The sequence below is a fragment of the Exiguobacterium sp. s192 genome (assembly GCF_018618795.1).
GTDB classification, from domain to species: domain Bacteria; phylum Bacillota; class Bacilli; order Exiguobacteriales; family Exiguobacteriaceae; genus Exiguobacterium_A; species Exiguobacterium_A undae.
On record NZ_JACSMS010000002.1, the window covers coordinates 128,270 to 149,184 of the forward strand.

The following is a 20,915-nucleotide window of genomic DNA, read 5'->3' on the forward strand; positions in this document are numbered from 1 at the left end:
TGAAATGGCAACTGTTGCCTTTCAAACGCTTGGTTGTAAAGTCAATCATTACGAGACAGAAGCCGTCTGGCAACTGTTCAAGGATGCGGGATATGGACGTGTTGACTTTGCAGATCATGCCGACGTTTATGTCGTCAATACATGTACAGTAACAAATACGGGCGACAAAAAGAGCCGCCAAGTCATTCGACGGGCAATCCGTCAAAATCCAGACAGTGTCATCTGTGTCACCGGTTGTTATGCCCAGACATCTCCTGCTGAAATCATGGCGATTCCCGGAGTTGATGTCGTCGTCGGGACACAGGACCGGCACAAGATGATTGGTTATATCGAACAGTTCCGCGAAGAACGGATGCCGATCAACGCCGTCGGTAACATCATGAAGGCAAAAGTGTATGAAGAACTCGACGTCCCGGCCTTTACGGACCGGACGCGGGCTTCCCTAAAGATTCAAGAAGGCTGCAACAACTTCTGTACGTTTTGTATCATTCCGTGGGCACGTGGTCTGATGCGTTCCCGTCAACCGGAAGATGTCTTGAAGCAAGCACAACAATTAGTGGATGCAGGTTATAAGGAAATCGTTCTGACCGGTATTCACACGGGCGGTTACGGGGAAGACCTCAAAGACTACAACTTAGCAAAACTGTTAAAAGCGCTTGAGTCCGTGACAGGTCTCGAACGGCTTCGGATTTCTTCGATTGAAGCAAGCCAAATCACAGATGAGGTACTGGACGTCTTAAAAGATTCGCCGATCGTCGTCCGACATCTTCATGTTCCGATTCAATCGGCATCGGATACGGTTTTGCGCCGGATGCGCCGGAAATATACGATGGCGGAGTTCGGTGAACGCATCACGCGCTTAAAAGAAGTCTTACCGGATTGTGCGATCACGTCTGACGTCATCGTCGGTTTCCCGGGGGAGACGGAAGAAGAGTTTATGGAGACGTTTAACTTCATCAACGATCATAAGTTCAGTGAACTGCATGTCTTCCCGTATTCGAAACGGACCGGTACACCGGCTGCGATGATGGATGATCAAGTCGATGAGAACATCAAAGAACAACGTGTCGCCCGGTTGATTGCTTTGTCGGATCAACTTGCGAAAGAATATGCATCGAAATACGAGGGAGAACTGCTTGAAATCATTCCGGAAGAATTTTCGGAAGAAGCAGGCGGCCGTCTCGTCGGTTATACCGATAATTACTTACGTGTCGCGATCGAAGGGGACGAATCATTGATTGGTCAACTCGTTCGTGTCAAAATTACCAAAGCCGGTTATCCAATGAATGACGGACAATTCGTCCGTATCATGGAGACATTAAAAGAACAAGCGATCTGAAATGAGTTCGTCTTCCGGTTATCGGAAGACGAACTTTATTTTTGGGGTGATAAATTATTTTGTTTTCAGGTAACGGATACGCTACACTGAGTAAAGATTACACAAGAGAAAGAGGACACAAACTTATGCGAATTAATAAATTCATCAGTGAAACAGGATATTGTTCCCGGCGGGCAGCCGATAAATTAATCGATGCCGGACGTGTAACGATCAACGGAAACGTGGCCGAACTCGGCTCGCAGGTCGAAAAAACAGATGCTGTCGAAATCGATGGACAACCGTTACAAGCGAAGCCGGAACTTGAGTATTTGATCTTAAACAAACCTGTCGGGATTACGTGTACGACAGAGCGTGACATCGAAGGTAACATCATTGATTTCGTCAATCATCCGAAACGGATTTTCCCGATTGGACGACTCGATAAAGATTCGGACGGACTGATCATCCTGACGAACGACGGGGATATCGTCAACCGGATTTTACGTGCGGAAAACAACCACGATAAAGAGTACATCGTAACGGTCGACGCACCGATCACGGAAACGTTTATCGAAGGTATGGCGAGCGGCGTCGACATTCTTGGAACGACCACGAAGGAATGTGTCGTTGAACAGCTCGAGTCGCGGACGTTCCGAATCGTTTTGACACAAGGGTTAAACCGGCAAATTCGCCGGATGTGCAAAGAATTCGGTTACCGGGTTAAGCGTCTGCAACGTGTCCGGATCATGAACGTCGAACTCGGTGATTTACCGATTGGGGAATGGCGCGACTTGACGGAGTCGGAAATGAAGACATTGTTCCAGATTCTCGATCAACAATAAGCTGAAAAAGTCGCCATGATGATGGCGGCTTTACTTGTATACATATAAAGAAAAGGGGGTTCATCGTGGATAAACGGGGAATGAGTGCGACGTTCGTCGCCTATGTGATCGGAGGATTGCTGCCGATCTACAAACTGTTTGCGGATGAGGTACCGGCGTGGACGGTCGTCTCAATCCGAATCATCAGTGCCTTTATCTTTGTTACGTTGTTATTGCGACTGACAGGGAAGTTTAAGCACGTCAAACAACTCTGGCGAAGTAAACGTCAACGCAATACCGTTTTAGGGGCAGGACTTGTCCTTGGGGGAAACTGGACCTTGTACCTGTACGCGATTGGCGAAGGGTACATCGTCGAATCCTCGCTCGGTTATTACATCAATCCACTCGTCAGTGTCTTGTTCGGCTTGTTGTTTTTTGGTGAACGCCTGAACCGGGCCCAGCTTCTTGCGATGGCGAGCGCCATCACTGGTGTCCTGATTTTAACGTTTGGCTACGGAAAGTTTCCGATCATCGCATTTTCACTTGCCATCTCGTTTGCTTTTTATGGTGTTCTCAAAAAAAAGGCGGCGGCCGAGCCGCTATCCGGTCTGTTTCTTGAGACGCTTGTCACGTTGCCGTTTGCCATGTTGACACTTGGGATTACAGGAGCGAACCCGATTGCTCTTCCGACAGAAGCGTTGTTCGCCATCGTCATGCTTGGCGTAGCGACTGCGGTGCAATTGATGCTGTTCGGATACGGGATGCCGAAAATTCCGTTTGTCTATGTCGGGATTTTACAATATATCGCTCCGACCCTGACCTTGATTCTCGGTGTCTTTTTATTCAATGACATCTTTACACCGATTCACTTCATCGCGTTCTTGTTCATTTGGTTGGCTGTCGCTGTCTTTACAATCAGCGGGATATCGAGCGGTCGGATGAAGATGAAAAAGGTATCGTGATCCAGAAAAGAGGAAACTAATAATGAATAAATCGGGTTTGTTTGCGACATTAGCCGCCTACGTCATTTGGGGATTGTTGCCGATTTACTGGAAATTGCTCGCCAGTGTCTCGAGCGAAGAAATTTTAGCGCACCGGATTGTCTGGTCGTTCATTTTTTTACTGCTGTTATTATATGTTCAAAAGGCGTTGCCAAAGTTTACCGGAGCCTTGAAAAATCCGTTCACCCGACGACTTTTTTTCCTAAACGGGCTGATCATCAGCATGAACTGGTTCATCTACATCTGGGCGGTCAATCATAACTTCATCGTCGAGGCCTCGCTCGGCTATTACATCAATCCGATCGTCAGCATTATTTTCGGGGTGTTCTTTTTCCGGGAAAAACTGTCGCGGATCGAATGGCTTGCGATTCTGCTTGCAACGATCGGTGTCTTGATTCTGACGATCGGCTATGGGAAATTCCCTTGGATTTCCTTGGCACTAGCCTTCAGTTTTGGCTTTTACGGTGTCGTCAAAAAACAACGACCGCTCGAGTCAACGGTCAGTTTGACGATTGAGACGCTTGCGCCATTACCAATCGCAATCCTGTTCTTAGGCTACATGGGCGTCAGTGGACAAGAAACGTTTACGTCGTCCGGTTTCGTGACGACCGGACTTGTATTGACCGGTGTGATTACGGCCGTTCCGTTGTTATTGTTCGGATTTGGCGCCCAACGGATTCCGTTCACAGTCGTCGGTTTTCTGCAGTTCGTCGCTCCGACGTTGTCGCTTGCCATCGGTGTCCTCCTGTACGACGAACCCTTTACGGGAACTCACTTGATTGCGTTTACATTTATTTGGTCGGCTGCATTCGTCTTTACACTGAACGGTTTGTTGATTCGAAAAAAACAGCTGAGGAAAGTAGCGTAAAAAGATAGAAGTCTGACCTCTTGCGTGATAGAATGGAAACAGAGTATAAGGGATACCCTTAAGGAGGAACTAATCATGAATTTAGCAGCAATGATCGACCATACGGCTTTAAAAGCAGAAACGTCACGTGCCCAAATCGAAACACTTTGTAAAGAAGCACTCGAATACAAATTTGCAAGCGTTTGTGTCAACCCGACAAACGTTGCACTCGCAGCAGAACTCTTAAAATCAGACGATGCCGTCAAAGTATGTACGGTGATCGGCTTCCCACTCGGTGCGAACACACCAGAAGTGAAAGCATTTGAAACACAAGATGCAATCAAAAACGGTGCAACAGAAATCGATATGGTCTTAAACATCGGTGCATTAAAAGACGGTGACCTTTCACTCGTTGAACGCGACATCCGTGCAGTTGTCGAAGCGGCAAACGGCACACTTGTCAAAGTCATCTTTGAGAACTGCCTCTTAACAAAAGAAGAAATCAAAACAGCTGCTGAATTATCAGTTAAAGCAGGCGCAGATTTCGTTAAGACGTCAACTGGTTTCTCAACAGGCGGCGCAACAGTAGAAGACATTCGTCTCATGCGTGAGACAGTCGGACCTGACATCGGTGTGAAAGCATCAGGTGGTGTCCGTGACTTCGAAGGAGCAAAAGCGATGATCGATGCTGGCGCAACACGCATCGGTGCTTCTGCCGGAATCGCGATCGTCACAGGCGGTTCTTCAGACAGCGATTACTAATTTAATCGGATAAACCAGCGTGTCCTTTTCGCAACTTCTGTTGCGAGAAGGACATGTTTTTTTGTTTTAAAACAATTCTGAATTTGATTTTTAGGTTAAGAAGTCAGACAACCCTTCCGATAATCCAGTGTAGAACAGGGAAGGGAAGTGGAAAAATGTCAAAACGATTCGGTTTATCCTTACTTGCGCTGACAGTTGGTTTAGCGGGGTGCGGTAGCGTCATCGATGACCCACAACAAGCAGTAAAGGAGCGCCGGGAGATGGCGGTCGTATTATCGGATGTCGGATTAGGGGATCAGTCATTCAGCGATGCTGCAATGAGCGGCATGTCCTTACTTCGTGAAAAGGAAGATTGGTTCATTGATTATAGAGAACTGAATGAAACGAAGTCATACGAGGTGGCGTTTGCTACATTAGCCAAACAAAAACCAACCGTTGTCGTCGGTCTTGGTTTCATGGGGCAAGCGGATTTGGAGAAGGTCGCCAAGCAGTATCCGAAACAACAATTCGCATTGATTGATGCGGTGTCGGAGTTGCCGAATGTATTATCCGTCACGTTCAAAGAAGATGAGGGCAGTTACCTGGCAGGGGCAGCAGCGGCCATCCAATCAGAAAGTGAAACGATTGGCTTTATCGGCGGCATGAAGTCGCCACTCATCGAAAAGTTTGAAAAAGGATATAAAGCAGGGGCGACAGCCGTCAATCCGGATATCCGTGTCCTTGTGGATTATGCGGAAGATTTTGCCGCACCGGACAAAGGGAGACAACTGGCGGACGCCCAAATGAAAAAGAAGGCGGATGTGTTATACGCAGCGGCGGGGTTAACCGGCAGTGGTGTCCTTGAAGCGGCGGAAGCAAACGGCAAAAAAGCGATTGGTGTCGACAGTGACCAGACAACGATTGCACCAGACGCCGTCATGACATCCATGCTGAAACAGGTCGATCTCGCGATTACGAAAATCGGGGACACGGTCAAAGCATCCGGTCTGCAATCCGGTCAAATCGTGTTAGGGGTGAAAGACGGAGCGATTCAACTGGCACCGATTCGCAATGCCAACTTCACACCAAAAGAACTGCAACAGCTCGAACAATTGAAACAAGATATATTGGAAGGAAAGGTGGATGTACAATGACGTTACGAAAACGATTTTTAGTTTCGACACTCGTGACAATCGTCAGTGTCGTCGCCTTGATGGGTTGGACCTTATTTGAATTGCGGCAAATTCAATCGTACAACGAAGATTACGGAAAACAGCTCGTTGAGATTTCTGAACTGGAGACGAAACTATTGTATGAGCAGGCGGCATGGAACCGTCTGGCGAGCCAACCTTCAGAAAACCAAAAGGAACAGGCACTCGCCCTCAGTCAGAAAAATGAGGCAGCATTAAATGCGCTCCAAAAAGCATACTTGATTGACCGTTTTCAACAGGACCTGGATCGGGCAAAAATGAAGTATACAGCCTTATCTTCTGAACGGGAAACGTTGCTGAATGAACTTAATCCGATTACGATCCGGTCGTACGCAGCACGGATTGAGGGTGTATTGAGTGATCTGTATACGTTACATACGAAAAACGGTGAGTTTTATGATGTCTTGCAACAAGAGGCAAAAGACAAGACGTTGAACCTGACACGTTCTGTCCTGATTGCGACGTTTGTTCTGCTCATTGCCTTGGCACTTTATAACTGGTATTTTGCACGCAGCATCACACGCCCGATCAGCCGTGTCGTCAAAACGGCGGAACAGATTTCACAAGGCGATGTGTCGCAACAACTGCAAGTTTCCGGACGGACGGATGAAATCGGACGACTCGAGTCGGCGATTGCCCAGATGCAAGGGACACTTCACGGAGTAATCGGTACAATCAGTCAAACATCGACGACCATCAATCAGATGAGCGAACAGGCGACAGCTGAAAATGCAAATATCGTCGAAGTGTCTGGAAACATGACACATGCGATCAACGAAATGGCAAGCGGCACCCAAACCGTCTCGGACGATCTGCAGATGACGGTCAGTACGATTACAGACATGAGTACGTTGTTCGAGCAGAGTGAACAACGGGCGCAACAGGCACTAAGCCAGGGACAACTGGCAGATACGACGATGGGGAAAAGTGCGACGATTATGCAGGAACAGGCAGAATCGCTTGAAACGGCCTCCCTTCAAAATCAGGAACTTGGTCGCAAACTGGCCGGATTCCTGCAGCAAACCCAACAGATTGAACAGATGGCACAACTTGTCTCAAGCGTCTCCGCCCAAACCAATCTGCTGTCGTTAAACGCGGCAATCGAAGCGGCACGAGCCGGAGAAGCAGGACGCGGGTTTGCAGTGGTTGCAAGTGAAGTGAAGAAGTTGGCGGACGAAACCCATCAAGCGACCCGCTCGATCTTTTCACTCGTCCGCTCGATTCGTGCGGATGGAGCGATTTTACAAGAAGCCTTGCTTCGCTCAGAAAAAGAACAGGAACATCAAGTTCAGAACTTTGCGGAAGTCAAATTGGCATTTGAAAAAACACGGACGCACGTCGCCGATGTCACGGAAGCTGTCCACTTCATGACGACGCAGTTGCTTCAGTCGAAAGATCAAGCCAATCAAGTCGTGAATCAAGTCAGTTCGGTCAGTGGTGTGATGGAGGAGTGGGCAGCCGGAAATGAAGAAGTCGCTGCTTCGATGCGCGATCAACAAGCATCGTTTGAACAGATTCATCAACTGATGCAAGAGCTTGAGCAGACGACGACCTCACTTGATCATCAAACGAGTCAATTTAAATTATAATGATGCAGGACAAAAACTCACCGTAAAAAATTACGGAGAGTTTGTCACGTTTTAGAAGAAACCACTTGGATTCAGTTCGTTTGTCCGACCGTTGGCATTGTACTGATAGCCACCGTCATGAATTTCAAAGTGAAGGTGTGGTCCAGTCGAATTTCCTGTACTGCCGAGGTTTCCGATCTGCTGACCTTGTTTGACGTTTTGACCTGCTTTGACGGTCAGCGAGTTCATATGGGCATAGACGGTTGTATAGGTCTTGCCGCCGATATTATGCGAAAGATAAACGTGATTGCCGTAAGGACCACCAGAACTTGCCTGAATGACGACTCCGCTGGCGGAAGCGACGATTGGTGAATTAACGGGTCCCGCCAAGTCGATTCCATTATGATAGGCATATCCATTACTACCGCTCGCTGCTCCCATTCCTTGGGAAACCGAACCGGCAGCAGGCTTGATGAATTTCCCGGTTGCTTTCGAGATGACTTTTGTACTTGCTTTGATGCTGGAAGCAGGTTGCGCCGATTGCGCGGCTGCTTGTTGTTTAGCGGCTTTGGCAGCAGCTTCCTGCGCTTTTAATTGTGCTGAAGCATCTTTCAAGCTCAAGATGGTTGTCTCAATTGAACGTTTTTCTGATTTAAGACGGTTGAGCAAAGAAGTACGTTTCGTTTTCTCTGCTTTCAGCTCGCGTTGTTTTTTCTTGAGGTTGGTCCAGTCATCGATCAGATCAAGTCGTGTCTGACGCAATTTTTTCTGAGCGGTCGCCAACTGTTGTTTGTTTTGTTCATAGTCTTTTAATAACGAGGCATCACTTTCCGCAATCGTATTAAACGCATTGAAGCGGCTGATCATATCGCCGACATCTTTGGCCCCGAATACTGCTTCAAGTAAAGGATCTTGATCTGCCTTAGCTTGACGGACAGCCAGGCGGTCACCCAACATTTTTTCTTGTTTTGCGATTTTTTCTTTCAGCAGACGGATTTTTTGTTCAAGTCGTTTGATTTGTCGAGTATTCTGATCAATTTTTTGTTGATTCTCAACGACTTGTAACGTTAAGCCATTGATTTGCTGATCGATGGCGTACACTTTTTGCTGTGCTTTCGACAGTTGTGTTTTCTTATTGGAAAGTGCTTGTTTTTGTTTTGACTGTTGCTGTTGATTTTGCTGTTGTTTTTCTTTATAAGAACCTGCGGCACCAACGGGGTTCGCAAGTGGATGAATAAGTAACGTCATGGTCATCAGCGTCAGACCAATCGATTGTCGTAAAGATGGTTTCATAATTAGAACGTTCATTCCTTCCTTGATACAGATTCATGCTTTGGAAGCGATACCTGTTCCACTCTAACAAGAAAAGAGCAGTGTCACCTTTACAATTTCATTAAAATATTATGTGGAAATTATCAGGAAGTACCACTTTTTTTATGGAAGACAAGGCGGGAGTCATTTTCAATGAACTGTGAAAAGCTGATAACAGAGCGGAAAAAGAAGGTGAAATAAAAAAAGTGAATGGCTCCATTCACTTTTAAAAGTCACTGATATGAGTTTGTAATATTAAAAAGATGCTGTACTGAAAAAGGTTTAATTCATTAAGAAAACGGATATTCTAGTAAGTTTTACTCTTCGTAAATCATTTTTTTAGTCATACCTCCGTCAAGGATTAACGTTTCACCCGTCAAAAAATCATTTTCTGGATCAGTCAAAAACAAGGCTGCGCGAGCAACATCTTCCGGTTTTCCGACACGGCCGGCCGGATGTTGGCTGTGATCTTCCGGTGACAGTTCGTGATAGTTTCCTGTCTCGATCCACCCCGGAGCAATCGCATTGACCAATATCCGATCCGGTCCTAATGAAACGGCGAGTGCATGTGTCAAAGCAACGATTCCACCTTTCGTGGCGGCATAAGACTCCGTATCCGGTTCAGACATATAGGCGCGTGTCGAAGCAAGATTGACGATCCGTCCTCCGGTCGGATTTTTTTTCAAATGTGGTGCTGCGGCTTTTGTCGTCAGAAAAATACTGCGTAAATTCGTATGCTGGACGCGGTCCCACTCTTCGAGAGACAACTCGAGGATCGGCTTTCGAACGATGATTCCGGCGTTATTAATGACGATGTCAATTCTGCCCGTATGTTCAAGTGCTTTGTCGATCAACAGTTGAACATCGTGTTCATCCTGGACATCCAGGTGGTAGAAATAAGCCGTTCCGCCATCTGATTCAATGTCGGCTGCGACTTCGTCACCTGTCATTTGATCGACATCTGCTAAAATGACAGTTGCTCCTTTTTGGGCATACGTCTTCGCGAGCGTTGCGCCGATTCCGTTCGCGGCACCGGTGATGATGACCGTTTGGTTGACATGATTCATTTTAAATCACTCCTAATAGGTGAGTATCGTGGATTGCGTTATCTGCTTTAATGAAATAGCCGAAAAGGAATCAATTAAAACCTGACAGGCTGAGTTAAGAAATGATTACCGGGATACTGTTTGGGGAACATAGTGATTAGGTAATGCCACTATTATGTTGAATGGGGGATTTTTTGATGGATTTATCAAATCAAAAGCTCGAGACAGAAGAAGAAAAGTACGCAGAAAAAGCCAAGTCTTATATCAATCAACCTAAAAAAACGAATTCGATGTTACGACGGGCAAGCGAAAAAATAAATAAAAATTCGACGCTATCGGTCGTTTTTTCTCCCGTCCGTTTATTCATCGATATGGTTCGTGCCTATCAATCAGGTGAATATCGAAATATTCGCCGGACGACGATTTTGAAAGTGATCGGGGCCTTGATTTACCTCGTATCACCAATCGATTTAGTGCCGGATTTTGTGTTAGGTTTTGGATTTGCGGATGATATCGCCATCATCTTGTTCGTAACGAAAACGATTTTCGAAGAGTTGACACGATTCAGTGACTGGCAGGATGAGCAACAAAAAGCAAGTACGCAGCCACTCCAAAGTGAGGATGCTTACTAATTTCATGAAACAACCGGACTGAAACAGTTGGTCCTCATATAAAACAGAAGGCGGATTTTGAATCCGCCTTCTGTTTTCGTGTGGGCGAAAGTCCTCGTTTCGTACACTTGCGGGAAACCGGAAACCTGCTCTTTCTTTACAGGTAACAAAAACGTCATTTCTGTACGCGTCCTTGAAAGTTCGTTACACTAGAAGCAGAGAAACTTTTTCGGGGAAGGAGGTATGGGATGGCTTGGCATTCATGGATTGAATCGTACGGCTATTTTGGAATCATGTTGAGTTTGATGTTTCCCTTTTTACCGAGTGAAGTACCGCTTGCATATGCAGGCTATCTGGTCCACACAACCGAGTTTAACCTGATTGTCATGCTGATCGTGGCTGTCATGAGTTTTGTGATCAGTCAAAATATTTTCTTTACGATCGGGCGTCTCGGGAGTGACCGTTTACTGAAACGAATTTTCAGATGGTTTCGTATTTCTGAAACAAAGATGGTACGATTCCAACGTCAAATGGATACGCGTGGTCGTTTCATCTTATTGCTGTCACCGATGTGGCGGATGGGATTTGCAATCGGGGCAGGGTTGACCGGTGTCTCGCGACTCACCTTTACGATTGCGACGACGATTTCTTTTTTTATGTGGTCCGCTTTTTTTATCTGGGGCGGAAAGAAACTTGGACATGGCATGATGGGACGGCATCCTGAATTCCACCACTACCTTCCCTGGATAATCGGACTCATCGTATTTGGTGCAGGTTATTTGTACTTCCGAAAAAAAACGCTTATGAAAAAACAAGCTGTATCTAAAAAATAGAGGAGTGTTCACATGGCAGTGATTTTATTTGATATTGACGGTACATTGATCGACTCGACCAATCAGATGACAGAGGCGATTCATCTTGCGATGGAAGATATGCCGCATCTGGTCAAACCATCCAAAGCAAGTGTCCAGTCGAGTTATGGTTTGGCGGGTAATGCTTTTTGGAGAAAAGCCATCCCGGATGCTTCAGAAAACGACATTAAAGAGATTCGCAGAAAACGTCATCATCACTTGGAGCAAACCATGCAGAATCAAGATGTTTTGTTTGATGGTATTCGAGAATTATTAGAACGATTGACGAAACAGGGACATATTGTATCAACAGCAAGTAATTGCGGGGTACATTATTTAAACCTTGTCCTCGATAGCCAAAACATTCGGTCTTATTTTACAAGTCCAAAGTGTTTGGAATCGGTGAACGGGAAACAAAAAGCAGACATTTTAGCCGCACATCGTGAAGAGTTTGGTGAGGTCGACTATCTGATGGTCGGTGACCGTTCGTCGGACGTTGAGGCGGCCAGACTACAGAATATGCCGGTAGCGATTTGTTGCTTCGGTTTTGGAACAGAACAAGAATGGAAGACGGCTGACCATCAGCTGAAGACACCGCTTGATTTATTGAAGTTTGTATAACGGAATGAGCAAAAAAACAAGCAGCGCTGATGAGACAGCGTCTGCTTGTTTTTTTTAGTTAATCAAAATCAAGTCGGTACTGCTCGTGATTCGTCCAAGGACGAAAACGGCGGAAGAGGTGGTGGAACAGAAGACACAGAATCACCGGCAAAACAATAAACAGTCCGAAGACCAGCGAAATATTGATCCACGTCCAGCCACCTGCCATCAAGTGTAACGCATTGATTGGACCAATCAGACCCGACATACCAAATCCGGCACTAAAGGGGGTCCCTTGAATACCGAGTACACCTGCGAGTCCGCCAAGTACGGCGGCGCTGCACATGACCGGCAGAATCATGATCGGATTGCGAATGAAATTCGCCATTTGAATTTTAGGAGAGCCTAAAAAATGAGCGATGGACGTGCCGCGGGAATTGGCTTGCCACCCGGCAATCGCGAGTCCGAATCCTGCGGCACAAACACCGAGGTTAGCGGCTCCGGCCGCAACACCGGATAAACTGATGGCCGTTGCGATCCCGACCGTCGAGAGCGGTGATACGATCAGGACCGAAAAAGTAACGGCTAAGGCGATGCCCATCAGCACCGGTTGAAGAACAGTAAAGTGTGTAATCACTTGACCAATAGTGGCTGTGATCATCGTGACAAACGGATAGGTAAGGACACCAATTCCGCCGGCTCCGACGATGATTAAGGTCGGGATGACGAGAACCGTATACGTCTTGAAACGATTTCCAAGCCAGATGACGAGGGCGGTCGCGACTGCGGCTGTCAATCCGGCATTGATGACATCGCCGGTCCCGACGAATAAGTAACCGGCGGTCTCGGTTCGGCTTGCGACGCCGGATCCGACGACAGTCGCAAGACCAATCGAGGTCGCCTCAATCGGGGTTGCCTTGAATTGCATGGCGACGGCGACACCAATCACCATCGGCAAGAGCCGCATCGCGAGAGCAGTCGAGTCGATGATATGTTGTGCAGGAGAAAAATAGGGAAGCAAGGCTTTGGCAAGTTCACCAAGCAATGCTCCCGGGATGAGAGCAACTAAAATCCCGATACTGAGACCGTTCAAGACATGGACGCCGAATTGACGGTCAAAACGTTTTAAGGTCGTATTCAAATAGATTCACTCCTTATGTATTGCTTTTATGCATAACAGTATAAAAGCGATGAATTGTGTTTAATCATACGAAAGAGCGTTCAAAACGTCAAGTGGAAAATGGAATTTTCTGAAAAAACAAAAGCAAACTATTCGCACTTAAAGAAGAGGACTGCTAGAGTGGAGAAGTAAAAAATCGGGGAGGGAACAGTTATGTCAGAACAACAAATCGTATTAGCCAGCAGACCAGAGGGACGTCCGACACGGGATACATTCCGTTACGAGACAATCGAACTGGATGCCTTAAAAACGGATCAAGTGTTAGTGGAGACGCTCTATATTTCAGTCGATCCTTATATGCGCGGGCGAATGAATGATGCACGTTCTTACTCGCAACCATTCGAACTGGATGCACCTATCCAAGGGGGTGTCGTCGCACGGGTCGTTGAATCAACAAGTGATCTGTTAACAGTTGGTGACATCGTTGTCGGAATGCTCGATTGGGCGACAAAATCAGTGGTCGATGCAAAACAAGTCCGTAAAATCGATGCAACATTGGCGCCTGTCTCAACGGCACTGGGTGTGCTTGGAATGACAGGAATGACCGCTTACTTCGGGTTGCTCGACATCGGGAACCCGCAACCTGGCGAAACGGTCGTCGTCTCGGCAGCAGCAGGAGCCGTTGGATCAATTGTTGGTCAAATTGCTAAAATTAAAGGCGCACGTGTCGTCGGGATTGCCGGAAGTGCTGAAAAGATTCAGTATCTGAAAGAGGAGCTTGAATTTGATGAAGTCATCAATTACAAAACTGAGCAGATCGGCGAAGCCTTAGACCGGACTTGTCCGGACGGGATCGATGTCTACTTTGAAAATGTAGGCGGTGCAATCGGGGATGCCGTTCTTGATCGATTGAATCCATTTGCCCGTGTTCCAGTCTGTGGAGCGATTTCCGGCTATAATGAACAAGCGGATTTAGGTCCGCGGGTTCAATCGAAGTTGATCATTGCGCGCGCACGGATGCAAGGTTTCTTGGTCGGAGACTATGGCAAACGGTTTAAAGAAGCAGCGGAACAACTTGGTCAATGGGTCAGCAATGGTGAGTTGAAGTACGAAGAAACGATTTTTGAAGGTTTTGATCAAGTCCCGGACGCATTTCTTGGTCTGTTTGACGGGTCGAACACGGGAAAACTGTTGGTCAAATTATAAGAGTATGTCAAAAAGGTGTTGCTTTCCTGAGCGGAGAGCAACACCTTTTTTGTGCTTGGATTTATTGATCAGCAGGATCTTTTTTTAATTCTTCGACGTCAGGATCCGGATGCTGTGTTTCGGCCGGTTTGATTCCCGGGTCAGATGTTTTGGCTGGTTCTGGATCCGGATGTAAGCCGACATCCGCTGTTTCGTTTGGTGCATCTTGTTTTTTATCCGTCATGAGTGTTCATCCCCCTTGTCTTCGATATTTTTATATGTACCCGAATTATGGATTCTAAAAACGAAACGGACACTTTGGTGAGATTGATGTTTTGTAGCAAAACAAGATACGAACAAACTCGACTCCACGCAAACTCCTCTTCATTTGATGGTGAATGTAAGGAAAAAGACCAATTGCTTCATCAACTCTTTACAAAAACCTTGCATGACCTTTAAGTCCTCTTTGAACTGGTCTCGTAGACTGAAACAGAGATGAATGAAGGAAGGGTGTATACGTGTGAGTGAACAAAAGTGGAAAAAAAGCATCATTGAACAATTAAACTGGGTGCGGACTGAACAGAAGCGAATCCAATCTGCACCGGCAGCAAACCGTGCGTCGATCGAGGGGCTAAAACAGCTTGAGATCTTACGGATGAAAACGACGGTTCGCCCTAAGTCATCCCCACTCGAAGCCAAAACAAAGCGTTACCATCAGGACAGCAACAGGGAGTTGCTGAAAGAGATTGCGTATGAGGACATTCCTGTGACGGGCGGTTCACGTTATTATGAACGCCGGCCGCTTGAGGTGGCAATCGTGTGCTCGGAGTTCATGCATGCTTACTATCAGGACGCGTTACATTTACATTATGTCAATCCGGCAACGTTTACGGATGTCTTTGAAAAACCGATTGATCTGTTTCTCGTCGTCACGTCCTGGAAGGGTCTGCACGGTGATGATTGGAAAGGGGTTGCGACACCGACTTCTAAAAAACGGCAGCGTTTGCTCGACATGATGGAGCAGGTGAAAGCAAAAGGAATCCCGGTCGTCTTCCAGTCGACGGAAGATCCGAGTAACTTTGACCGGTTCAGTGATCTGGCGAAAGTTGCCGACTATATTTTGACATCAGACGAAGCGATGATTCCGGAATACCAAGTACTCTGTGGACACGACCGGATTGAGGCAACGTCGTTTGGTGTTAATCCGATCATCCACAATCCAGTCGGAGCAACGCGAAGCCGCAAAAAACATGTTCTGTTTGCCGGCAGCTGGATGGCGAAGTATCCGGAGCGTGTCAAAGATACGGAAATGTTATTTGATGGTGTCTTACGTTCAGACCATACACTCGATATCGTTGACCGCAACTACCAGTTAAATCTACCGGACTATCATTTTCCGGAACGTTACGTCCCGCGTGTTGCTCCTGCGATTCCCTATGATGCATTGCAACAGGTCAGTAAATGTTATGACTGGGTGTTGAATCTAAACAGTATCAAGTACAGCAAGACGATGTGTGCACGTCGGGTCTATGAATCACAAGCGCTCGGCAATCTGATTTTGTCGAACTACAGCATTGCCGTCAATAACGATTTCCCGAACGTTTTTACCATCCATGACCATCAAGAAGTCCAGGCGATTCTCGAGCGGACGACACAAGAGGAGATTGATCGACTCCGGGCGGAAGGAATTCGTTCTGTCATGTCGTCGCATACGGTCTATGACCGGATTGATCAATTGACACGGCTTCTGCAACTGGACATGCCGCCGGTCAAACGGACGCTTCTCGTCGTCTTACGCAATGCGACGCCGGAACTTGAACAACTGCTCGCGCGTCAATCGATCACCGCTGATGTAATCTGTCACGAATCAGAGTTGACCGGAGCGCTTTATGCCTCAGCCGATCTCGTCACTGTACTCGACGGAGCTGAATCATATGGAGAATACTACTTGGAAGACTTGGTGAACGGGTTCAAATACAGTGATGTATCGATCACCCGCAAAACGCGGACTGACGAAGCTCATTTCGTAATCCGGGAAGCGGAAGGGTCGACAGTGAACGCCATGATTTGGCGTGAAGCGTTCCCGTATGAGCAATTCTCCGAAGGAAAGGTTGAGGGAGAGACCTTGTTCCTGGACGCGCTGGAGTGGAACGAAGGTGGCGGGACCGCAATGGTCGAAGCTCCTGTGCTGTCTGTCATCGTCCCGATCTTCAACAATGGCAGGCATTTGACGTATAAATGTTTTGCCAGCCTCAAACGGATGGATCGGTTTGACGAGTCGGAAATCATCTTGGTCGACGATGGATCGACGGATCGATTCACCCGCCAAGCGATTGACCGCCTGGCACGACGTCATGGGAATGTCGTGACTCATCTGTTTCCGACAGGCGGCAGCGGCAGTGCGTCACGTCCGCGCAATAAAGGGGTTGAACTGGCCCGCTCGGAACGGATCGCTTTCCTTGATCCTGATAATGAAGTCTTGAGTGACCGGTATGCCGAACTGTTGGCTGAGTTGGATCAAGATCCGACACTCGACTTTGCTGTCGGCCACATGAAGAAATTGGCGGAAAAAACAAGCATCATCGCGTTGCCGAAGATTCGTAAACAAGGGCGGACGGTGTGTGATCATCCGAAAGCCTACTTATTGGAAAATCGCTTTTCCGTTCAAAGTATTCAGGCGTTGGTCGTCAACCGCCGTTTTCTGCAGGAACATCAGCTGGAGCAGGTGGTCGGTGCCGTCGGACAAGATTCCCTGTTTTTCCAAGAGATGATGTTGCACGCCAACCGTGTCCTGCTCGTCAATCGTGTCATCCATTATTACTATGCCGCGGTTGCCGGTTCGACCGTCAACTCCTTAACGGTTCGTTTCTTCGAACGAAGTGTCGTCCGGGAAAAGGCGCGGGCAGAGAAATTTGCCCGTTACGGTGTGCTCGATGCGTATAAGACAACACGTTTTGAACATTTCTTTGAACATTGGTATTTAGTGAAGCTCCGGTATTGCAGCGACAAGGATTTTGCCCCAAGTGTCGCATTACTTCGCATGATTGTTGCTTTTTATGAACCAATGAACTTGACGAATCCGCTGATCCGTCGATTCGTGGAGTTGGCGGACATGAAACGGACGGATGCGATTCAAACATTGTTACTGGAGGAGGTCAGATGATGCAGACAAAACAGGTGATGCGACCGAAAGATGAAATTCGGGCCGCCTATTATGATCAACTCGGAGTCGCATTCGGGAAAAAGGTCCGGTCTCGGGTCCACTGGATCATCCGGGAAACAAAAGGCAGTCAAATTCTCGATATCGGCTGTTCCGGTGGGCTGGTTCCGATTCTGCTCGGGCGCGAAGGCAAGCAGGTGGTCGGTATCGATGTCTCACCGGAAGCAATCGAGGAAGCGACGGCGGCATTAGGAGAAGAAGCACATTCCGTTCAAGAATTGATTCAATTGGAAGAAGCTAATCTGATGACCTTCCAAACGTCCCAACGATTCGACACGGTATTGATGACGGAAGTCTTAGAACATATCGGGGAACCGGAGCGGTTTGTCGAAAAAGCTTGTTCGTTCTTAAAACCCGGTGGTCGGCTCGTCGTGACCGTTCCATTCGGTGTGAACGATTATGCTGATCATAAACGGACGTATTATTTACAGCATCTGCTGGAACAATTGACACCGTACGGGACGATTGAGCAGTTGGAACGCATCGATAAATGGCTCGGTGTGACGTTGACGCTTCATCCGGAGAAACAGCCGTCACGCCCGGTAACGGAACAAGAAGTCAGTTGGCTCGAAACAGCTTTTGAAGCGGTGGAACGGTTGCATCTTACTGAAATCGTCCGCTTGAAGCAACTGAATAAAAAGTGGGAATTGAAGCAGCAAAAACAACAGGACATCGAACAGGAACAGGCAGAGTTGGTGTCAGAGCGGGATCAGCTTGCGCGACAACTCGCGGAGAAAGAAGACGAAATTGAGTTGTTGACGCAACAGTATCAAATGGTGCTCGCGCGATACGAAGGGGCGCTTGTGTCGAATCTGGATGTCTTGGAGGCGAATGCAGAATGGAAATCAAAGTACCGGTCACTCGCAAATTCAAAGCTCGGAAAAATCGTCATCCGTTACTGGAAGTTCAGACGAAACGTAAAGAAACGACGGGCCCGGAGACGATGAACGTCCTGATGATTTGTCAAAATTTTTATCCCGAGATCGGGAGTGCTGCGAACCGGATGAAAAATATCTTCAAACGGATGGAGCAACAGGGAAGTGAGGTCCACGTCTTGACGTCGGAACCACTTTATCCAACAGCTGAACTGTATACGGATGCCATGTTTTGGGACGAGCCGAGTCTGGATGCTGCCAAGATCACCCGAATTCAACCGCGTGATCTTCGGGCGACGACGAATTTATGGCGCAGACTCCGTTTGTTCATTGAACAATTTGTCCTGGCAGTCCAGGAAGTACGGCACGATACCAAACAATACGCTTACATCTATGCGACGACGCCGTCGATCTTCATGGGTCTTGTCGGAGTCGTTGCCAAACACCTGAAAAAAGCACCGCTGATTCTGGATGTTCGCGACTTATGGCCGGAATCACTGGTCGGAGTCGGGATTACGAAATCACGGTTGTTGCTTGCGCCACTCTATTGGCTGGAAAAATGGATGTACCGCCAAGCCGATCAAATTGTCATCAACAGTGAAGGGTTTCGGTCGTATATCGAAAAGAAAGGGATTGCACCAGAGAAGATTCACTACATCCCGAATTCGATTGAGGAAAATGAATGGTTGATCAAACGGCGGAAAGTATCGGAGCAGGTCCGTGTCGTCTACACCGGCAACATCGGTCTGGCGCAGGATGTTTTTTTACTACTTGATGTCGCGGAACAACTAAAAGAGGATAAACACATTGAATTCCATGTCGTCGGATACGGGTATCACAAGGAAAAATTCGAAGCCCATGTTCTCGAGCGGGGGCTGACGAACATTCACTTCATGAACGCGATGCCACGATGGGATGCGCTGAAACAATTGGCCAAGAGTGACATCGCCTTTGCGACGTTGGTCGAGAGTACGGCGTTCGACACGGTGACGCCCGGGAAAATCATCGACTACATGGCGATGGGGTGTGCGATTGTCGGAGCCGTCTCGGGGCATGCCGCCAAAGTCATTGAAGATGCGGGAGCGGGCTTTGTCTCCCGCGAGCGGAGTCGTGAAAAGATCGTCGAGCATATCCGGTACTTGGCTGAACATCCCGAAGCACGTAGCGCCATGGGGCAGTCCGGCGTGAAGTATGTTCAAGCACACTTTGACTGGGAACAAAATCAGGAGCGGTTGTTTGAGGCGATTCGTCAAACCGATCTTCGAGTATTAGGGGTGAGTAAATGAAGCGGGTCGGAATGTTTGTTTGGAATACGTTTACGAACGATGCACGTGTTTTACGGGAATGTACGGCGCTTTCGGAAGCCGGGTATCACGTTGATCTGTATTGCCTGAATGATGGGAGCTTGCCGAAACTCGAACGACACCCGGCAGGTTTTCAGATTCTTCGAATCGATCGGACACCTCCACTTGAATCCGTGCTGCGCCGGATCCGGAAGCGTAATCCTCTTACGCTGATGGTTGGCGCAGGCGTGTTATTGCTGTTTCCATGGCTGATTCCGGTCTTGGTGCTGCTGTATCTCTTACAGAAAAGCCGGTTTGTCCGCTACGCGCTGTACAACAGCTTCGGAATCATCCGCATGACGCGGGCAGCCCGCAGACACACGTACGATATCATGCATGCGAACGATTTAAACACGTTGCCTCAAGCGATTTTTTCTTCAAGAGGGGCGAAGGTCGTTTACGATTCGCATGAGGTGCAGACCGACCGGACAGGTTATGGAAAAGGGCAAGGATTATTTGAGCGTTACTTGTTACGGTTTGTCGATCAAACGATGGTTGAAAATGACACGCGGGCCGACTACCATGCGTCACTTTATGGCGAACGGCCGGCTGTCCTTCATAATTATCCGTTTTATCACGAAGAAGTACCACAACCACGATCCGTGCATGAAGAAATCGGCATCAAGGAGGACGAACCCATTCTGCTGTACCAAGGCGGTATCCAGGAAGGGCGGGGACTTGAGCGACTGATTGAAGCAATGCCGTTCGTCCGGCGTGGGACTTTGCTGTTTATTGGAGACGGAAAAATCAAACCGCGTCTCCAGGAGTTGGCGGCACAGTCTCCGGAACGGGAGCGGATCCATTTCATTGATAAAGTACCGCTTGATCAGCTGCCAAGTTATACGGCGGCTGCGACAGTCGGTTTTCAAGTTCTGCAAAACATCTGTTTTAATCATTATTCGGCTTCTTCGAACAAGCTGTTTGAATACATGGCGGCACTCGTGCCGGTCGTGGCGGCGGATTTACCAGAAATTCGGCGTGTCGTCGAAACGGAAGGCGTTGGATTACTCGTTGACGTCGAATCCCCGGAAGCGATTGCTGTCGCCGTGAACCAAATCGTCGAGGAAGACGGCTTACGTCAGGCGATGAAAGAACGGACAAAGCAGGCGCGCCGGAAATACAACTGGGATAAAGAAAAGCACCATTTGTTGGACGTCTACCGTGAAATAACGGTGTAACTAAACACTGAACGAAGACGGAAACCAGGTAGATGCAGGCAAATCCACGACAGGAAACAACGGAATTG

The 20,915-nt window shown here is 47.7% G+C and carries 19 protein-coding genes; 15 read left to right on the forward strand and 4 right to left on the reverse strand.

Annotated elements, in window-relative coordinates; translation table 11 throughout:
* Positions 1 to 4: 4 nt before the first annotated feature.
* From mtaB to KNP87_RS05630, 7 genes are all read left to right on the forward strand, one after another.
* Complete coding sequence (gene mtaB, locus KNP87_RS05600; protein WP_026833670.1) at positions 5 to 1,339, forward strand: tRNA (N(6)-L-threonylcarbamoyladenosine(37)-C(2))-methylthiotransferase MtaB; 1,335 nt, start codon at positions 5 to 7, stop codon at positions 1,337 to 1,339.
* Positions 1,340 to 1,464: 125 nt separating this feature from the next.
* A complete protein-coding gene (rluF, locus tag KNP87_RS05605) occupies positions 1,465 to 2,160 on the forward strand; it encodes a 23S rRNA pseudouridine(2604) synthase RluF (protein ID WP_014969772.1) in 696 nt (231 codons plus the stop codon).
* Between the two features lie 65 nt (positions 2,161 to 2,225).
* Positions 2,226 to 3,101, forward strand: coding sequence for an EamA family transporter RarD (rarD, locus tag KNP87_RS05610; protein WP_214721089.1), 876 nt, complete (start codon positions 2,226 to 2,228; stop codon positions 3,099 to 3,101).
* A 22-nt stretch (positions 3,102 to 3,123) separates the two neighbouring features.
* Positions 3,124 to 4,008 (forward strand): EamA family transporter RarD, encoded by an 885-nt coding sequence (gene rarD / locus KNP87_RS05615; RefSeq protein ID WP_214721090.1) that lies wholly within the window; start codon positions 3,124 to 3,126, stop codon positions 4,006 to 4,008.
* 75 nt (positions 4,009 to 4,083) lie between these two features.
* Entirely contained in the window at positions 4,084 to 4,749 is a 666-nt protein-coding gene (deoC, locus tag KNP87_RS05620; protein ID WP_026833666.1) for a deoxyribose-phosphate aldolase, read from the forward strand.
* 155 nt (positions 4,750 to 4,904) lie between these two features.
* Positions 4,905 to 5,882 (forward strand): BMP family lipoprotein, encoded by a 978-nt coding sequence (locus tag KNP87_RS05625; RefSeq protein ID WP_214721091.1) that lies wholly within the window; start codon positions 4,905 to 4,907, stop codon positions 5,880 to 5,882.
* The gene (locus KNP87_RS05630) at positions 5,879 to 7,528 is read left to right on the forward strand and encodes a methyl-accepting chemotaxis protein (protein ID WP_214721092.1); all 1,650 of its coding nucleotides are present in this window, start codon (positions 5,879 to 5,881) and stop codon (positions 7,526 to 7,528) included. Before KNP87_RS05625 ends, KNP87_RS05630 begins: the two co-directional genes overlap by 4 nt.
* A gap of 51 nt (positions 7,529 to 7,579) precedes the next feature.
* On the opposite strand, the gene KNP87_RS05635 is transcribed toward KNP87_RS05630, so the two are convergent.
* Positions 7,580 to 8,800, reverse strand: coding sequence for a murein hydrolase activator EnvC family protein (locus KNP87_RS05635; protein ID WP_214721093.1), 1,221 nt, complete (start codon positions 8,798 to 8,800; stop codon positions 7,580 to 7,582).
* A 335-nt stretch (positions 8,801 to 9,135) separates the two neighbouring features.
* A complete protein-coding gene (locus tag KNP87_RS05640) occupies positions 9,136 to 9,885 on the reverse strand; it encodes an SDR family NAD(P)-dependent oxidoreductase (protein WP_026833662.1) in 750 nt (249 codons plus the stop codon).
* A gap of 176 nt (positions 9,886 to 10,061) precedes the next feature.
* Between KNP87_RS05640 and KNP87_RS05645 the strand changes: the two genes are divergently transcribed.
* The 3 genes from KNP87_RS05645 (at position 10,062) to KNP87_RS05655 (ending at position 11,947) form a co-directional block, all read left to right on the forward strand.
* Positions 10,062 to 10,496 (forward strand): YkvA family protein, encoded by a 435-nt coding sequence (locus KNP87_RS05645; protein ID WP_026833661.1) that lies wholly within the window; start codon positions 10,062 to 10,064, stop codon positions 10,494 to 10,496.
* A gap of 227 nt (positions 10,497 to 10,723) precedes the next feature.
* Positions 10,724 to 11,308 carry a DedA family protein gene (locus KNP87_RS05650; protein ID WP_214721094.1) on the forward strand — a complete coding sequence of 195 codons (585 nt, stop codon included), beginning with the start codon at positions 10,724 to 10,726 and terminating at the stop codon, positions 11,306 to 11,308.
* A 12-nt stretch (positions 11,309 to 11,320) separates the two neighbouring features.
* Positions 11,321 to 11,947, forward strand: coding sequence for an HAD family hydrolase (locus KNP87_RS05655; RefSeq protein WP_214721095.1), 627 nt, complete (start codon positions 11,321 to 11,323; stop codon positions 11,945 to 11,947).
* Between the two features lie 58 nt (positions 11,948 to 12,005).
* Here KNP87_RS05655 and KNP87_RS05660 read toward each other — a convergent pair whose 3' ends face one another.
* On the reverse strand, positions 12,006 to 13,067 hold the full coding sequence (locus KNP87_RS05660) for a PTS sugar transporter subunit IIC (RefSeq protein ID WP_214721096.1): 1,062 nt from the start codon (positions 13,065 to 13,067) through the stop codon (positions 12,006 to 12,008).
* A 192-nt stretch (positions 13,068 to 13,259) separates the two neighbouring features.
* Here KNP87_RS05660 and KNP87_RS05665 point away from each other — a divergent pair, with 192 nt between their 5' ends.
* Positions 13,260 to 14,252, forward strand: a complete 993-nt coding sequence (locus KNP87_RS05665) for an NADP-dependent oxidoreductase (protein ID WP_214721097.1) — start codon at positions 13,260 to 13,262, stop codon at positions 14,250 to 14,252.
* Between the two features lie 61 nt (positions 14,253 to 14,313).
* On the opposite strand, the gene KNP87_RS05670 is transcribed toward KNP87_RS05665, so the two are convergent.
* Entirely contained in the window at positions 14,314 to 14,475 is a 162-nt protein-coding gene (locus KNP87_RS05670; RefSeq protein ID WP_199699986.1) for a hypothetical protein, read from the reverse strand.
* A 276-nt stretch (positions 14,476 to 14,751) separates the two neighbouring features.
* Here KNP87_RS05670 and KNP87_RS05675 point away from each other — a divergent pair, with 276 nt between their 5' ends.
* The 4 genes from KNP87_RS05675 to KNP87_RS05690 are packed head-to-tail and all read left to right on the forward strand — an operon-like array spanning position 14,752 to position 20,847.
* Positions 14,752 to 17,394 carry a glycosyltransferase gene (locus KNP87_RS05675; RefSeq protein ID WP_214721098.1) on the forward strand — a complete coding sequence of 881 codons (2,643 nt, stop codon included), beginning with the start codon at positions 14,752 to 14,754 and terminating at the stop codon, positions 17,392 to 17,394.
* A complete protein-coding gene (locus tag KNP87_RS05680; protein ID WP_251135464.1) occupies positions 17,394 to 18,398 on the forward strand; it encodes a methyltransferase domain-containing protein in 1,005 nt (334 codons plus the stop codon). Before KNP87_RS05675 ends, KNP87_RS05680 begins: the two co-directional genes overlap by 1 nt.
* Positions 18,290 to 19,612, forward strand: coding sequence for a glycosyltransferase family 4 protein (locus KNP87_RS05685; protein ID WP_235183996.1), 1,323 nt, complete (start codon positions 18,290 to 18,292; stop codon positions 19,610 to 19,612). Before KNP87_RS05680 ends, KNP87_RS05685 begins: the two co-directional genes overlap by 109 nt.
* Positions 19,609 to 20,847, forward strand: a complete 1,239-nt coding sequence (locus KNP87_RS05690) for a glycosyltransferase (protein ID WP_214721100.1) — start codon at positions 19,609 to 19,611, stop codon at positions 20,845 to 20,847. Before KNP87_RS05685 ends, KNP87_RS05690 begins: the two co-directional genes overlap by 4 nt.
* The last annotated feature ends 68 nt before the right edge of the window (positions 20,848 to 20,915 follow it).

Excerpts from the sequence above, each read along its gene's own strand:
- KNP87_RS05680 (WP_251135464.1), top strand. The coding sequence starts at position 17,394 with ATGCAGACAAAACAGGTGATGCGACCGAAAGATGAAATTCGGGCCGCC.
- KNP87_RS05650 (WP_214721094.1), top strand. The coding sequence starts at position 10,724 with ATGGCTTGGCATTCATGGATTGAATCGTACGGCTATTTTGGAATCATG.
- KNP87_RS05635 (WP_214721093.1), bottom strand. The coding sequence starts at position 8,800 with ATGAAACCATCTTTACGACAATCGATTGGTCTGACGCTGATGACCATG.
- KNP87_RS05655 (WP_214721095.1), top strand. The coding sequence starts at position 11,321 with ATGGCAGTGATTTTATTTGATATTGACGGTACATTGATCGACTCGACC.
- KNP87_RS05625 (WP_214721091.1), top strand. The coding sequence starts at position 4,905 with ATGTCAAAACGATTCGGTTTATCCTTACTTGCGCTGACAGTTGGTTTA.
- KNP87_RS05665 (WP_214721097.1), top strand. The coding sequence starts at position 13,260 with ATGTCAGAACAACAAATCGTATTAGCCAGCAGACCAGAGGGACGTCCG.
- KNP87_RS05670 (WP_199699986.1), bottom strand. The coding sequence starts at position 14,475 with ATGACGGATAAAAAACAAGATGCACCAAACGAAACAGCGGATGTCGGC.
- rarD (WP_214721090.1), top strand. The coding sequence starts at position 3,124 with ATGAATAAATCGGGTTTGTTTGCGACATTAGCCGCCTACGTCATTTGG.
- deoC (WP_026833666.1), top strand. The coding sequence starts at position 4,084 with ATGAATTTAGCAGCAATGATCGACCATACGGCTTTAAAAGCAGAAACG.
- KNP87_RS05645 (WP_026833661.1), top strand. The coding sequence starts at position 10,062 with ATGGATTTATCAAATCAAAAGCTCGAGACAGAAGAAGAAAAGTACGCA.
- rluF (WP_014969772.1), top strand. The coding sequence starts at position 1,465 with ATGCGAATTAATAAATTCATCAGTGAAACAGGATATTGTTCCCGGCGG.
- KNP87_RS05640 (WP_026833662.1), bottom strand. The coding sequence starts at position 9,885 with ATGAATCATGTCAACCAAACGGTCATCATCACCGGTGCCGCGAACGGA.
- KNP87_RS05690 (WP_214721100.1), top strand. The coding sequence starts at position 19,609 with ATGAAGCGGGTCGGAATGTTTGTTTGGAATACGTTTACGAACGATGCA.
- KNP87_RS05630 (WP_214721092.1), top strand. The coding sequence starts at position 5,879 with ATGACGTTACGAAAACGATTTTTAGTTTCGACACTCGTGACAATCGTC.
- KNP87_RS05685 (WP_235183996.1), top strand. The coding sequence starts at position 18,290 with ATGGAAATCAAAGTACCGGTCACTCGCAAATTCAAAGCTCGGAAAAAT.
- mtaB (WP_026833670.1), top strand. The coding sequence starts at position 5 with ATGGCAACTGTTGCCTTTCAAACGCTTGGTTGTAAAGTCAATCATTAC.